This is a genomic window from Embleya sp. NPDC025285, from assembly GCF_055558835.1.
On sequence record NZ_JBVHLU010000010.1, the window covers coordinates 105,886 to 119,946 of the forward strand.

The following is a 14,061-nucleotide window of genomic DNA, read 5'->3' on the forward strand; positions in this document are numbered from 1 at the left end:
CCGCCGGAATCGCAAGGAATGAGCGCGGGTCGATCGACGCTACTTATACCCCTGTGGGGTATAAAGGGTAAGTCGATGGCGGGCGAGAAGGGAAGCGGCATGGAGCGCGGGCGGGCTGAGCGGGACGGACGAGACGCACACGCGGGCCGCGAAGGACCGGGCGAGGGTGGCCGTCACGAGGGGCACGCGGCGCACGCGGGGCATGCCGCGCACGAAGGCCCCGCCGGGCACGGCGAGCCGCGAGGCCATGCGGGGCACGGAGGCCACCAAGGCCACGACGAGCACCAGGGGCACGGCGGTCACACCGGGCACGCCGAGATGTTCCGCGGCAAGTTTCTGCTGAGCCTGCTGCTGTCGCTGCCCGTGCTGGCGCTGAGTCCGATGTTCGCGGACGTGCTCGGGTACGAAGAACCGTCGTTCGCGGGTTCGTCCTGGATCCCGCCACTCCTCGGCACGGTCGTGTTCGGCTACGGCGGATGGCCTTTCCTGACCGGCGCCCGCACCGAACTCGCGGCCCGGCGTCCGGGGATGATGACGCTGATCGCGATGGCGATCACGGTAGCCTTCCTCGCGTCCTGGGCCGCGACGCTGGAAATCGCCTCGCACGAGCTGGACTTCTGGTGGGAGCTGGTCCTGCTGGTCGACATCATGCTGCTCGGCCACTGGCTGGAGATGCGCGCGCTCGGCGCCGCCTCGGGCGCCCTGGACGCACTCGCGGCGTTGCTCCCCGACGAGGCGGAACGGGTCGGACCGGAGGGGGAGTTCCAGCGCATCCCGGTGGCCGACCTGGCGGCCGGCGACACCGTGCTCGTCCGCTCCGGGGCACGCGTCCCGGCGGACGGCCGGATCGCGGACGGGGCGGCCGAGTTCGACGAGTCGATGATCACGGGCGAGTCCCGAGCGGTGCCGCGCGGTGCGGGTGACACGGTGGTCGCCGGCACGGTCGCGGTGGACAGCGCGGTGCGGGTCGTCGTGACCGCGACCGGCGAGGGCACCCAACTCGCGGGGATCCGTAGGCTGGTCGCCGAGGCGCAACAATCCCGGTCCCGGGCCCAGGCGTTGGCGGATCGGGCGGCGGCGCTGCTGTTCTACTACGCGGCGGGCGCGGCGGTGCTGACGCTGGTGGTGTGGTCGCTGCTCGGCGAGGGCGGGTCGGCGATCGAGCGGACCGTCACGGTGCTGGTGATCGCCTGCCCGCACGCGCTCGGGCTGGCGATCCCGCTGGTGATCGCGATCTCGACGGAGCTCTCCGCGCGGCAGGGCATCCTGGTCAAGGACCGGATCGCGCTGGAGCGCATGCGCAACGTCGACGTGGTGTTGTTCGACAAGACCGGCACGCTCACCCGCGGAGCGCCCGCGGTGACCGGGGTCGCGGCGGCACCCGGCCGGGACGAGGGCCAGGTGCTGCTGCTCGCCGGCGCGGCCGAGCGGGAGAGCGAACACCCGCTCGCCCGGGCCATCGTGCGCGCTGCCGAGGAGCACGGAAAGCCGGTCGTGGCAAGCGGGTTCCGGTCCATGACGGGCCGAGGCGTCGAGGCGGACGTGGCCGGCACCCGGGTGCGGGTCGGCGGGCCGGCGTTGCTGCGCGAGACGGCCGTCCGCGTGCCCGACGGGCTGTCGGCGACCGTCGGGGACTGGGTCGGGCGCGGCGCGGCCGTGTTGTACGTGCTGACCGGTGACGAGGTGGCCGGGGCGCTCGCGCTGGAGGACGAGATCCGCCCCGAATCCCGCTCCGCCGTCCGTGAGTTGCACACCGTGGGAGTCCGCGTCGGGATGCTCACCGGGGACGCGCGGCAGGTCGCCGAATGGGTCGGGCGCGACCTGGGGGTGGACGAGATCTTCGCCGAGGTACTGCCCGGCGACAAGGACGCCAAGGTCGCCGAACTCCAGGCCCGGGGCCTGCGCGTGGCCATGGTCGGCGACGGCGTCAACGACGCGCCGGCGCTGGCCCGAGCCGACGTCGGCATCGCGATCGGCGCCGGCACCGACGTCGCGGTGCAGTCGGCGGGTGTCGTGCTGGCCTCCGACGACCCGCGCGCGGTGCTCGGCGTACGTCGCCTGTCCACCGCCGTCTACCGCAAGATGCGGCAGAACCTGGCCTGGGCGGCGGGCTACAACCTCGTCACCGTGCCACTGGCCGCGGGTGCCCTGGCCTGGGCGGGTGTGGTCCTGCCGATGGAGGTCGGCGCGATCCTGATGAGCCTCTCCACGGTCGTGGTCGCCCTCAACGCCCAACTCCTGCGCCGCCTCGACCTCCGCCCCGGCGCGCACGAGGCGTGATCAACCGGCGGCGCGGATCCGGCGCCGCCGGAACTTCCTCCACCGAGCTTCCGAGCCTGTCGTCCAGGGCTTTGCGGGTGGTGGGTCTCGAAGCTCGTCATACGCGGACGGTGGGGTGCGCGGGCGGGAGTCGGCGGGTGGGTCGGTCGGTACGCTGCCGGCGTGGGTGACGAGGGTGTGGAGTGGGCCGCGACACGGGCGTGGGTCGAGTCGGTGTTGCCCGCCGGGGAGCGGGTGGTCGGCGCCGAGCGGCTGGTCGGTGGTTGGACGTCGGTGATGCGTCGCCTGCGCGTGGCCGGTCCCGCCGGTGAACGAGCGCTGGTATTGCGGTCGTTCGTGAAGCCGTTCTTCGTGCGGCACGCCGAGGGGCTGTTGGGCCGGGAGGCGGCGATCCTGGAACTGCTCGCCGGTAGCGGCATCCCGGCGGCGACGCTCGTGGCCGTGGACCCGCGCGGAGAGTACTGCGACCATCCGTCCCTGTTGATGTCGCTGCTCCCGGGGGAGATTCGGCTGGGTGACGACGACGGGGCGCAGCAACGGATCGTGTTGTCGGCCCGCTTGCTTGTCGCCGTACACGCGGTCGAGGTCGACGATCGCACCCGGCCCCGGGGCTATCAGGCGTGGACCTCCCCGGAACGGGTGCGCGTACCCGAGAGAACCGGGCGGCCCGAACTCTGGCGACGCGCGATCGACCTGATTCGCCGCGAACCGCCCCCGTATCGCGGACGCTTCCTGCACCGTGACTTCCACCCGGGGAACGTGCTCTTCGCCGGGCACGGGCCAAAGGCGCGGGTCGCCGGGGTGGTCGACTGGGTGGAGACCTCGTGGGGACCGGCCGACCTGGATGTCGCGCACTGCTCGACAGCGTCGGCCCTGCTGCACGGCCCGGCCGCCGCGATGGGCTTCGCGACCGCCTACGCGGCGGCCGGTGGGCGGCTTGCCGACGATCCGGCCGAACACCTGTACTGGCGTCTGCTCGACGCACTCGCCTTCGCGCCGGACGCGGAGAAGGTCGCGGTCCCGTGGCGGGAGTCGGGTCGCCCGGACCTGACCCCCGCGCTGCTCACCACGCGGCTGGAGGAGTACGTCGGCGCTCTGCTCGACACCTTCGACGTACCCTCGCGCCCGAGCTGATCGCTCCGAGGGGTGGGTTTCCTGGATCGACCCCGCGCACGCATCCCGGCGCCCGCGCGGAGCGATCCGAGACAGGCCGCGTGGCCGCCCGCGGTCAGGCGCAGGGCGTCCAGTGGCCGCCGGCGGCGGCGGAGGCGCGGATCGCGTCGAGGACTCGTTGGCCGGCCACGCCGTCGGCGAAGCCGGCGTGGCGTGGGGCCTCGGGGACCGGGGCGCCGTTGATCAGGGCGGCGAAGGTCGTGGCGAGCCTGGTGTACGGCGCGCGGTCGATGCCCATCGAGTGCAGGAGGTCGTAGGCGGTGTGCATCAGGTCGGACGGGGGTGCGATCGGGTCCGGGTTGGCCAGGTCGGCGGGGGTGTCGACGCGCCGGTCGCCATTGGCGTCGGCGAGCCAGACGTCGTCGAACTCGACCCAGGCCGTGCCGTGGGTACCGGCCACGCGCGTGGTCAGCAGCGGTGGTCCGTAGACCCCGGCGGAGCTTTGCAGCGTGCCTTCGACGCCGGTCACCGTGCGGAAACGGATGTTGAAGGTGTCCTCGGCGGTCTGCCCCGGCCGGTCGGCGACCAGCGGCAGGCCCGCGCTGACCCCGGCGAACTCGCCGAGCGTGTGCCGGATCTGGTCGATCCAGTGCGACGCGTGCGCCCCCAGCCAGCCGCCGCCTTCCTCCGCCCGACCCCACCACGCGGGTACCTCGGCGTCCGGCCCGGTCAGCACCGGGATGTGCAACAGCCAGGTGGCGAGCCGGGGCTCGCCGATCGCGCCGTCCGCGATCAACCGCGCGAGCAGGGCCTGCGAGGACTGCCAGCGGAACTCGGTGCCCAGCATGTGTACGACGCCGGCCTTCTCGGCGGCGTCCAGCATCCGGGCCGCCTCGACCGCGTCGGTCGCGAACGGCTTCTCGCACACCACGTGCTTGCCCGCCGTCACCGCCGCGATCACGATGTCGGCGTGCGTGTGCGGCGGGGTGGCCACGGTCACCGCGTCCACGCCGTCCAGCGCGAGCGCCGCGTCGAGATCGGTGAACGCGTGCGGCACCCCGAACCGCTCGGCCCGCTCGGCGGTACGCGCCGGGTCCCGGCCGACCAACGCCCGCACCTCGAAGCCCGCGTCCCGGAAGGCGGGCAGATGCGTGATGCATCCGAATCCGGTCCCCACGATCGCCACACCCAGCTTGTCCCGCGCCATGACGCCGCTCTCCTTTTCGGGGCCGAGGATGCCCGGGATCGGACCGGGACCGTGGCCGGTCGTCCGGGTCCCGGCCGGGCCGAAACGCGCGCCCACGGTAAGGGAAGCTGTCCAATTTCACCATCGCGCCGTGATGTGACGAAGCACATCCGACGGCGCCCGGTGGCGTCAGCCGATCCGGCGCGCCGATCCGCCCTCGGTGGTCAACCGCGCCCGCGCCATCCGGGTCGCCGCCTCCGCCGTGCCCCGGGTCAGGAACAGCCCGACGGCCTCGCGCGCCGCCTTCGGCGCCAACGCGGCCTCGACCTCGTCGGCGGGATACCCGAACACGTCGACGTCCCGCCACACCACCGGATCCGTGGTGGTGCCGGGCTCCGGTTCGAAAGTGATGGTGCGACACCCGTGCTCGGAGCCGGTCACGTCGATGCGCAGGGTGCCCAGGTGACCCCCGAAGCTCCAGAACTCCCGGTGGCCGTCATCCCCGTAGCCGGCCCCGGCACAGGACCAGTACGGGCGTACGTCCACCACCGTGGACAGCACCCACTGCGCCTGCGACTCGCTCATTTCGAACCGCAACGTCCCGGCGCCGCGCGGCAGCACCACCCCGACACCCGGCAGCAGTTCGAACATGACCCGATTGTGCCCGGGAAGCCCCGACGCGGGTGATCGGGACTCTGGTTCGATGATCACCCGTCGGGGGACGCGCCGCCCGCGGCCCTCCCGATCCCTCCACGCGAAGGGCGGCACCACGATGACCCAGAGCCCCGCAGATCCGCCGACCACGCCCGAGACGGCGGATGCCCCCGACGCGCGTGCGGCGCGTGAGGCGCTCGACTTCGCCCGATCCGTATTGGCCGCCCAGCCGTTCAGCCGACTCGTCGGTGCCCGGGTCACCGCCTTCGGTGCCGGGGAGGCCACGCTGGAGGTGGACGTTCGCGACGAATTGCGGCAACAGAACGGCTACTTGCACGGCGGTGTGCTCGCCTACGCGGCCGACAACGCGATCACCTTCGCGGCCGGCAGCACGCTCGGCTCGGCCGTACTGACCGGCAGCGTCTCCGTTCAATACCTGCGCCCGGCGCTGGGTGCCACGTTGCGTGCCGACGCGCGGATCGTGCACGCCGGCCGCCGACAGGCGGTCTGCGACTGCACGCTGACCATGGTGTCCGCCGACGGCGGCGAGACGGTCTGCGCGATCGGTCGGGGCACGGTACTGGTGGCGAACGGGACCGGCGCGTGACGGGATGCCCACCCGACGAGATGCCCGCACGGCGGGACGCTCGCCCGACGAGATGCCCGCATGGCGAGATGCCCGCTTGGCGGGACGCCGCGCGAGCGAGGCCCTCGTGACGGGATGCCCGCGCGACGACCGCCGACGCGTCCCGCTCGGCGCTCGGCGCTCGGCGGGAAGGGGATGCCATAGCGGGCCGATGTCGCGTACCGTTGACTGTCGTCACGATGGCAACAGGATGATGAGGTGCCGGCATGCAGCTCCGTCCCTCCGCGCACGTCGACACGTTCTCCCGGGATCGGCTGCCGCCGGTCGAGCAATGGCCCGAGCTGATCTTCGACCTGCCGGACGTGCGCTACCCCGACCGGCTCAACTGCGCCGCGGCACTGCTCGACGACACCATCGCGCGACACGGGGCGCACCGACGGTGCCTGGTCACCCCGGACGAGACCTGGACCTACGGTGACCTGCTCACCCGCGCCAACCAGGTCGCGCACGTCCTGACCGAGGACCTCGGCGTCGTGCCCGGCAACCGGGTACTGCTGCGCGGTCCCAACAACCCCTGGCTGGTCGCGAGTTGGTTCGGCGCGCTGAAGGCCGGCGCGGTCGTGGTGACCACGATGCCACTGCTGCGCGCGCACGAACTCGACGCGATCCACAACATCGGCAGACCCGCGGTCGCGCTGTGCGACCACCGTTTCACCGCCGAACTCGACGCGGCCGACACCCCGGGCCTGCGCGTACTCACCTACGGCGGCCCGGGCGAGGACACCCTGCCCGCCCGCTGCGCCGCGAAGAGCACCGTGTTCGAGACGGTGGACACCTCGGCCGACGACGTCGCGCTGATCGCGTTCACGTCCGGGACCACCGGGCGGCCCAAGGCCACCATGCACTTCCATCGGGACGTGCTCGCCATCGCCGACACGTTCTCCGCGCACATCGTGCGTCCCGAGCCCGCCGACCTGTTCACCGGCACGCCGCCGCTGGGCTTCACCTTCGGGCTCGGCGGCCTGGTGGTGTTCCCGCTGCGCGCGGGTGCGGCCACGCTGCTCCTGGAACGCGCGACGCCCGAGGAACTTGCCGCCGTGGTCGCCGAGCGGCAGGTCACCGTACTGTTCACCGCGCCCACCGCCTACCGGGCCATCCTCGGCGCGGGCCTCGCCGACCTGCTCGCCGGCGTGCGGCGCTGCGTGTCCGCCGGTGAGGCGTTGCCGGCGGGGGTGTGGCAGGCGTACCGGGACACGATCGGCCTGCGGATCATCGACGGGATCGGCGCGACCGAGATGCTGCACGTGTTCGTCTCCGCGGCCGACGACGCGATCCGCCCGGGCGCGACGGGGCTTCCGGTGCCCGGTTTCCAGGCCGTCGTACTCGGTCCGGACGGCAAGCCCGTCCCGGACGGCACCGCCGGGCAGCTCGCGGTGAAGGGCCCGACCGGGTGCCGGTACCTGGACGACCCGCGTCAGCTCGACTACGTGCGGGACGGCTGGAACATCACCGGGGACACCTACATCCGTGACGCGGACGGGTACCTCTGGTACCAGGCGCGCAGCGACGACATGATCGTCTCCTCCGGCTACAACATCGCCGGGCCCGAGGTCGAGGCGGTGTTGTGCACCCACCCGGACGTGGCCGAGTGCGGTGTGGTCGGCGCGACCGACGAGAGACGCGGCATGGTGGTCAAGGCATACGTGGTGCCGGCTCCCGGGGTGAGCGCGGACGAGGCGACCGTCCGCGCGCTCCAGACCTTCGTCAAGCGGACCATGGCGCCGTACAAGTACCCGCGGCTGATCGAGTTCGTCGACGAGTTGCCGCGCACCGGCACCGGGAAGCTGCGGCGCGGCGAACTGCGCCGGCGCGCGGCCGAGGGCACGCCGGTCGCCGGCGCGGAGGTGGACCCCGGATAGGATCGCCGGCGAACCAGACTCCGCGAGGAAGGCGACCATGGCGGAGACCCCGGCCCGGCCCAGCTCCCTGATCAACACCGTGTACGGCGCGTTCGTGCGCGGACTCGGCGGCTGGATCTCGATCGCCGACCTGATCGTGCTCATGGGCGAACTCGGCGTGGACGCGCCGGCGGTGCGATCGGCGATCTCGCGGTTGAAGAAGCGCGGCACACTCACGCAGGAGCGGCGGGACGGTACCGGCTATCGGCTCAGCCCGGCGATGGAGTCGATCTTCGACGAGGGCGATCGGCGGATCTTCGGCAACCTGGAGCCGGCTCGGCTCGAGGACGGCTGGGTGCTGGCGATCTTCTCGGTGCCCGAGTCCGAGCGGGCGCATCGGCATCAGTTGCGGTCGCGGTTGACGTGGCTGGGGTTCGGCAACGTGTCGCCCGGTGTGTGGATTGCGCCGGCGCGGCTGCTGGAGGATGCGCGGCGCACTTTGGTTCGGGTCGAACTCGCGGACTACGTACACCTGTTCACCGGCGACGCGGCGTTTGCGGAGCTGGGGTCCGCGGTGGGGGACTGGTGGGACTTCGAGGCGATCGAGGAGCAGTACGCGCTGTTCACCGACGAGTATGGGCCGGCCGCCGCCGAACTCGTGCGGCGTCCGGGGGTGGATCCGGGCGAGGCGTTTCGGACGTATGTTCCGATGCTTACGCAATGGCGGCGGTTGCCGTATCTGGATCCGGGGTTGCCTGCGGAGTTGTTGCCGGCGGATTGGAATGCGGTCGAGGCGCGGAAGGTGTTTTCGGCCCTGCGGTCGCTCCTTGCGGAGGGGGCGGGGCGGCACGTTCGGGAGGTTGCGGGGTTGGCCTCAGTCGCCGGCCGGGCTGATGGGTCGTTTGTCTGACCTCACGCGTCGGTCGGGCTGGGGTGGCCTCAAGCGCCGGCCGGGCTGGATTTTGGCCTCAAGCGCCGGCCGGGCTGATGGGTTGTTCGGCTGACCTCGGGTGTTGGTTGGGTGGGGTGGCCTCACGCGTCGGTCGGGCTGGGGTGGCCTCAAGCGCCGGCCGGGCTGATGGGTTGTTCGGCTGACCTCGGGTGTTGGTTGGGTGGGGTGGCCTCAAGCGCCGGCCGGGCTGGGTTTGGCCTTAAGCGTCGGTTGGGCTGGGTTTGGAGTTGGGTGCCGGCCGGGCTGGAGGGGGTCCGGCCGGCGGGTGGGTTAGACGAGGGTTTTGGTCAGCCAGCGGAAGACGTCGGGGACCATTCGGCGCCAGACGTCGGTGCCGTGGCCGCCGCCCGATATTTCGGCGATGGTGATTGCGGTGGGGGGCTTGGCGATGGATTTGAGCGCTTGGGCGTCGCCGTAGCCGTCGCCCTTTTCGCCGGCCAGGTAGAGGGCGACCTTCGGGGGCTGGGGGGCGTTCTTGAGGATGGTGAGCGGGTTCGAGGACTCGCGCAGGGCCGGGTCCTTCGAGGTGACCGAGTCGGGCTCGCCCTTGGGGTCGTTGTAGCCGGACAGGCTCACGCCCGCGCCGTAGCGGTCCGGGTGCAGCAGCGCCATCCGGGTCGCGCAGTGGCCGCCGGCCGAGTAGCCCGCGATGGCCCAGTGCTTGGGGTCGGACTCGGCGCGGAAGTTGTCGATCACCATGCGGCGCACGTCGCCGGAGATCCAGGTGTCCGCGTTGGCCTTGCCCGGCACGTCCGCGCAGCCGGTGTCCTCCTGGCCCGCGAGCAGCCTGGTCCGCGGCGAGACCAGGATGAACGGCGCCACCTCGCCCTTGGTCATCAGGGCCTTGAGCTGCTTGTTGACGTCCAGCGTGCCGAACCACGCCTTGGCCGAACCCGGGTAGCCGGGCAGCAGTTCGACCACGGGGAACTTCTTGTCCGCGAACGCCGGGTCCTTGTACTGCGGCGGCAGCCACACGTAGACCTCGGCCTCGACGGCCGACTGCGGACCCTTGAGGGTGGTCTCCTGGACGCCCTCGCCCATCTTGCCGTCCGAGGCGGGCTCGAACTTGGTGAGCAGCTTGACCTCGGGCGCGGGCGGCGGCGCCGGCTCGCGGGCCTCGGTCACGTGGCCGCCGCCGGTGCCGAGGAAGTCGTCCCAGGTGTCGTAGAGGCTGTTCGCGTTGTTGACCATCACGAAGACCATCAGGATGGCCGTCGCCTGGCAGGTCACCAGCATGAACAGCCGCGCGACGATCTTGACCGGTTTGGGTCCGGGGATGCGGTTCCACGCGATCATGGCCGCCGCGACGGCGGCGATCGCGAGCACGATGGTCGTTATATAGAAGGGCGTACCGGTCAGGCTCACTGTGGTCTTCCAGGGTGATTCAGCGACGGTCCGGACACGGTCAGTCGGTGGTGGGTGGGGACATGTGTCGGCCGAGCCAGCCGAGCAGGTCGGGGATCATCCGCTTGAAATGCGAGGTGAGATGCCTGCCACCGGGCTGCTCGTAGTACTCGATGCGCACGGGTGGCGCCGCCTTGGCGACGAAGGCCTTGACCAGCCGGACCTCGGCCGGATCCCCGCCGCCCGCGGTCGCGAGCACGTCGATCCCGGCCTTGCCCGCCGCGATGAGCTGATCCGGGCTGTTGGCGAGCCGTTCGGCCTCGTGGCCCTTCCACAGCGGCGAATCCGGGTTGAAGTAGCCGTCGATCGGCACCGCGACCTTGAACTGCTCCGGGTGTCGGAGTGCGAGCTTGACGCTGCAGAACGCGCCCGTGGACGCGCCCATCACACCCCATCCGGCCGGGTCGCGGAGCGTGCGGAAGTTGGCCTTGACCAGGTCGGGGATGTCCTGCGCCATCCAGGTGCCCATCTTCGGCTGACCCGGGATGTCGCTGCACTCCAGGCTGCGCTTCTCGTCCTTCTCCAGGTTCTGCACCGGCATCACCATGATGAACGGATGCGTCCGGCCGGCCTTGGCCTCCTGCACGTTCAGTTCCTGGATCGGCAACTGGTTGTCGGTCCAGGTGTTGTAGCCATTGCTCTGGCCACCCGCGTACAGGGTGAGCACCGGGAAGCCGTGCTTCGCGTAGGCCGGGTCGTGGTACTCCGGAGGCAGCCACACCCACACCTTGCCGGTGACCCCCGACTTGGGGCCCGTGTACGAGGTCATCAGGATCGGCCCGACCGAAGTGGTCGTGGCGGTCGTGAAGTTCGTGGCAGGTCCGGTCGGCGTGACGACCTTGCTCGGCAGCGCGGGCTTCGCGGGCGGGTTCACCGGGTGGCCGCCGGACTGGGTCGGCGCGCTCGTGGACTTGGCGTTCTCCGCCGATGAGTCGCCGGACGAGCCGCACGCGGACGCGGTCACCGCGACGAGTACGGCACCGGCCAGTGCCGTCGCGCGACGACGGCGTGCGGAAAGGGAGTTCAAGGGAAGGGCTCCGGCAGGCGTTCAGGGGGTGGTGCTGTTGACAAAAACGACCCTAACCGGACGGCGAGACGGTCCTTCGACGGCTCTGTAACAGCCGTCCATCGATCGGTGGGACGAAAACAGCGTTTTCGTGATTTTACCGTGACCGAATCACTCCTTCGGTCGAGCACCGAGTGACATTCGGCGACGGCGGGGGTACCGGCGGAGACGCCCACGACGCCAGACAGGAGTCGCGTTTGTCTCTCACCGCACCCGTTCCGCGACCACCTTCGCCGGATTCGAGCCCGAGTTCGAGGTCGGCACCGATCCCGTCCACCCACGGACTGCGCGCGACGCTCGTGGTGGCGGTCGTGATGCTGCTCCTGATCGCGATCCCGTACCTGCTCAACCGCTCCGTCGTCGGGGCCGCGCCGGTGCACCTCGGCCAGGTGGTCACACTGGGCACGTTCCGGTACCACCCGGCACCCGGCTGGCAGATCGACCGGGGCGCTTCCCAGGCCGATCTGGTCAGCGTGTTGGTCAAGGGCGCGACGAGGTACCGGCTGACCCCGCTGGGTCGGCAATCCTCGGCGGCGAACGCGTTCAAGGCGGCGGCGCGGCGCTACGAGGCGACCGGGCGCGGGCGAGTCGGTGGCGATCCGGCCTCGGTGACCACCGCGCGCGGGCTCACCGGCCTGGTCGCGCCGATCAGCGGGAACACCGTGGCCGGCACGCTCACCGTGCTGGTCGGCGGCGGCCAGGGACTGGGCGTCTCGCTCACCGCGCGGCACACCGCGCCGCTGACCGAGGCGATCGCCGACGACGTGGTGACCATGCTCGACTCGGTGGAGGTGGTCGAGTCGTGAGCGTGGCTCCGCTGACCGACCGCCGGGGCCGGCGGGACGCGGGCAGCATCGTGCGGCCGGCGAGCGCGGCGTTCTGGCTGTATCCGATCGTGCTCGCGCCGGCCGCGGCGAGCGTGGTGCCCAACTTCATCCGGCTGTCCTCGGCGGCACCCTCCGGCGCGCTCGTACTGAGCGTGGTCATCCACACGATGTGGCTGATCCCGGCGCTCGCGGTGATCACCCACCTGGACCTGTTCGAGCGCGAGCCGCTGTCGTTCTGCGTGGCCGCCGTGTTGTGGGGCGGCGTGGTGGCGACCGGCTTCGCGCTCGTGGCCAACGACAACCTGCTCAGCTATCTGTCCAAGCTGGATCCCGCGTTCGCCACCGACTGGGGCGCCTCGATCTCGGCGCCGATCGTCGAGGAGACGCTCAAGCTGCTCGGCGTGGTGGTGCTGATCCTGATCAACCGACGAGTCTTCGAGAGCGTGCTCGACGGCTTCGTCTTCGGCGCGCTGGTCGGCCTGGGCTTCCAGGTGGTCGAGAACGTGATGTACGCGCTGAACGCCGCGATCCAGGCCGGCGAGACCTGGACCGGCGGGATCGTGGCCAGCTTCTTCGTCCGCGCCATCGTCAACGGGTTGTGGAGCCACGCGGCGTTCACCGCGATGACCGGCGCGGGTGTCGCGTACGTGGTGGTCGGGGTGCGGCGGCCGCTCGGGGTGCGGCTCGCGGCGGCCGGCGCGCTGTACGCGGTGGCGTGGGGCCTGCACTTCGTGAACAACTCGCCGCTCCTGGAGATCGTCCTGGGGCGCACCGACTGGTACCTGACCATCGTGCAGATCGTGCTCAACGGTCTGGTGGTGCTCGCCATCGCGAGCTTCGTCTATCGGCTCGCGGCCCGGCAGGAGTACCGCTGGTTCGCACACGCCGTGGGCGACGAGCCGGAACTGTTGCCGCTGCGCGAACTGGCCGCGCTCGCCTCGAACAAGACCCGCAAGGAGGCGGTGGAGGCGGCCCGACGCGAGCACGGCCGCAAGGCGGCCCGGGCGCAGAGCCGCTTGCAGCGCGCCCAGCTCGGCTACGGCGTCGCGCTGGCCAGGTCCACCGATCCGGACAACGACCCGGGTGTGGCCCGCTGGCACCGCCGGATCGACCGGGCCCGGGCCCAGGTGGTGGCCGCCGACGCGGAACCGCCCGACGCTCCCGACGCGCCGACGGCACACGCGAGAGTGCGCGGCGAACCCGACGCGCCGTAGCGCGCGTCGTCGGAGCCCGCGCTCGGTCGGGGCGGAAGCCGGAAGCCGACCCCGGCATCGGCGCCCGACCGGCCGTCGATGCCGGACCCGGCACCGCTGCCGACGCGTGGCGGGCTCTGCCCGGCCGAGTCAGCGGCAGGTGCGCGAGTCCGGCGCGGTACCGGCATCGGTCTGCCGAGGCCATTCGGTGTCCGGTGACCACTCGGCCGCGTCGAGGTCGGCGACGCCGTCCTCGCGCAGCAGGTCCCTGGGTGCGGTGCTGAGGTCGCGACGGCCGAGCGAGCGCACCACCAGGAGCACGGTCAAGCCGAGCAGACACGCGGACACGGCGAGCACGACGAGTCCGTCCATGGCGCTCCTCCCTACCTACATCTATAGGGCAGTTGCCCTCCATGGTCCCGTGCGAAGCCGGAGTTGTGAACCCGACCCCGGATGAACACCGGGCGACGGCTGTCGCGGCGGGCGGTCACCGGGCGTCCGGGGGATCACTGTCGGCCATGACCCGACGTTGTCGCTCGGTGCCCGTGTCGAAGAACGCGTCGAGGTACTCGGTCGGTTCCAGCGGGCTGTCCCGGGCCAGCGAGAAGACCTCCGTACCGTGTCCGACCTGCGCGTCGAACAGCCGGAACGCCTGCGCGAGACCCAGGTATTCGGCGTCGTTCACGTCGCGGGCGTATTCCAGCGCGTCCGCCTCGGCCAGCGCGATGGCCTCATCCAAGTCGGCGGCGCGCCACAGCGTGATGCGTTCCTCGTAGATGTCCGGCTGATGGCGGAACAGACAGCGCACGGAGTGCCAGGCGGGATCCTCGGCGGGGGTCGGGGCGTCAGTGGATTCGGTCACGCGGCCGAGTGTGCCGGCGCCCGGTCACGGGTTCGGCACG

Annotated in this window: 13 protein-coding genes; 7 read left to right on the forward strand and 6 right to left on the reverse strand. The window is 71.6% G+C overall.

All coding sequences use genetic code 11. From position 1 onward, the window contains the following. Positions 1–75: 75 nt before the first annotated feature. The gene (locus ACZ4FV_RS09205) at positions 76–2,280 is read left to right on the forward strand and encodes a copper-translocating P-type ATPase (protein WP_465322267.1); all 2,205 of its coding nucleotides are present in this window, start codon (positions 76–78) and stop codon (positions 2,278–2,280) included. 162 nt (positions 2,281–2,442) lie between these two features. After that, entirely contained in the window at positions 2,443–3,414 is a 972-nt protein-coding gene (locus ACZ4FV_RS09210; RefSeq protein ID WP_402236533.1) for a phosphotransferase family protein, read from the forward strand. A 94-nt stretch (positions 3,415–3,508) separates the two neighbouring features. On the opposite strand, the gene ACZ4FV_RS09215 is transcribed toward ACZ4FV_RS09210, so the two are convergent. Next, the gene (locus ACZ4FV_RS09215; RefSeq protein ID WP_395873876.1) at positions 3,509–4,600 is read right to left on the reverse strand and encodes a Gfo/Idh/MocA family protein; all 1,092 of its coding nucleotides are present in this window, start codon (positions 4,598–4,600) and stop codon (positions 3,509–3,511) included. A gap of 168 nt (positions 4,601–4,768) precedes the next feature. Further along, positions 4,769–5,230, reverse strand: a complete 462-nt coding sequence (locus tag ACZ4FV_RS09220; protein WP_395873877.1) for a hypothetical protein — start codon at positions 5,228–5,230, stop codon at positions 4,769–4,771. 121 nt (positions 5,231–5,351) lie between these two features. On the opposite strand from ACZ4FV_RS09220, the gene ACZ4FV_RS09225 reads away from it, so the two are divergent. The 3 genes from ACZ4FV_RS09225 to ACZ4FV_RS09235 all read left to right on the forward strand — a co-directional run bounded on the left by ACZ4FV_RS09225 (position 5,352) and on the right by ACZ4FV_RS09235 (position 8,627). After that, a complete protein-coding gene (locus ACZ4FV_RS09225) occupies positions 5,352–5,840 on the forward strand; it encodes a PaaI family thioesterase (RefSeq protein ID WP_395873878.1) in 489 nt (162 codons plus the stop codon). Between the two features lie 245 nt (positions 5,841–6,085). Beyond that, positions 6,086–7,738 carry an AMP-binding protein gene (locus tag ACZ4FV_RS09230; protein ID WP_465322270.1) on the forward strand — a complete coding sequence of 551 codons (1,653 nt, stop codon included), beginning with the start codon at positions 6,086–6,088 and terminating at the stop codon, positions 7,736–7,738. Positions 7,739–7,775: 37 nt separating this feature from the next. Next, positions 7,776–8,627 (forward strand): PaaX family transcriptional regulator, encoded by an 852-nt coding sequence (locus ACZ4FV_RS09235; RefSeq protein WP_395873880.1) that lies wholly within the window; start codon positions 7,776–7,778, stop codon positions 8,625–8,627. A gap of 312 nt (positions 8,628–8,939) precedes the next feature. Here the strand turns inward: ACZ4FV_RS09235 and ACZ4FV_RS09240 are convergent, their stop codons facing one another. Both ACZ4FV_RS09240 and ACZ4FV_RS09245 read right to left on the reverse strand, forming a co-directional pair. Beyond that, on the reverse strand, positions 8,940–10,034 hold the full coding sequence (locus tag ACZ4FV_RS09240; protein WP_395873881.1) for an alpha/beta hydrolase: 1,095 nt from the start codon (positions 10,032–10,034) through the stop codon (positions 8,940–8,942). A 40-nt stretch (positions 10,035–10,074) separates the two neighbouring features. Continuing rightward, on the reverse strand, positions 10,075–11,100 hold the full coding sequence (locus tag ACZ4FV_RS09245; protein ID WP_395873882.1) for an alpha/beta hydrolase: 1,026 nt from the start codon (positions 11,098–11,100) through the stop codon (positions 10,075–10,077). Positions 11,101–11,450: 350 nt separating this feature from the next. Here ACZ4FV_RS09245 and ACZ4FV_RS09250 point away from each other — a divergent pair, with 350 nt between their 5' ends. Both ACZ4FV_RS09250 and ACZ4FV_RS09255 read left to right on the forward strand, forming a co-directional pair. Beyond that, positions 11,451–11,945 (forward strand): hypothetical protein, encoded by a 495-nt coding sequence (locus tag ACZ4FV_RS09250; RefSeq protein ID WP_395873883.1) that lies wholly within the window; start codon positions 11,451–11,453, stop codon positions 11,943–11,945. Further along, a complete protein-coding gene (locus ACZ4FV_RS09255; RefSeq protein ID WP_395873884.1) occupies positions 11,942–13,180 on the forward strand; it encodes a PrsW family intramembrane metalloprotease in 1,239 nt (412 codons plus the stop codon). The genes ACZ4FV_RS09250 and ACZ4FV_RS09255 overlap by 4 nt, the downstream gene beginning before the upstream one ends. Before the next feature lie 129 nt (positions 13,181–13,309). Here ACZ4FV_RS09255 and ACZ4FV_RS09260 read toward each other — a convergent pair whose 3' ends face one another. Both ACZ4FV_RS09260 and ACZ4FV_RS09265 read right to left on the reverse strand, forming a co-directional pair. Beyond that, entirely contained in the window at positions 13,310–13,531 is a 222-nt protein-coding gene (locus tag ACZ4FV_RS09260; protein WP_395873885.1) for a hypothetical protein, read from the reverse strand. 115 nt (positions 13,532–13,646) lie between these two features. Next, a complete protein-coding gene (locus ACZ4FV_RS09265) occupies positions 13,647–14,021 on the reverse strand; it encodes a hypothetical protein (protein ID WP_395873886.1) in 375 nt (124 codons plus the stop codon). Positions 14,022–14,061: the final 40 nt, after the last annotated feature.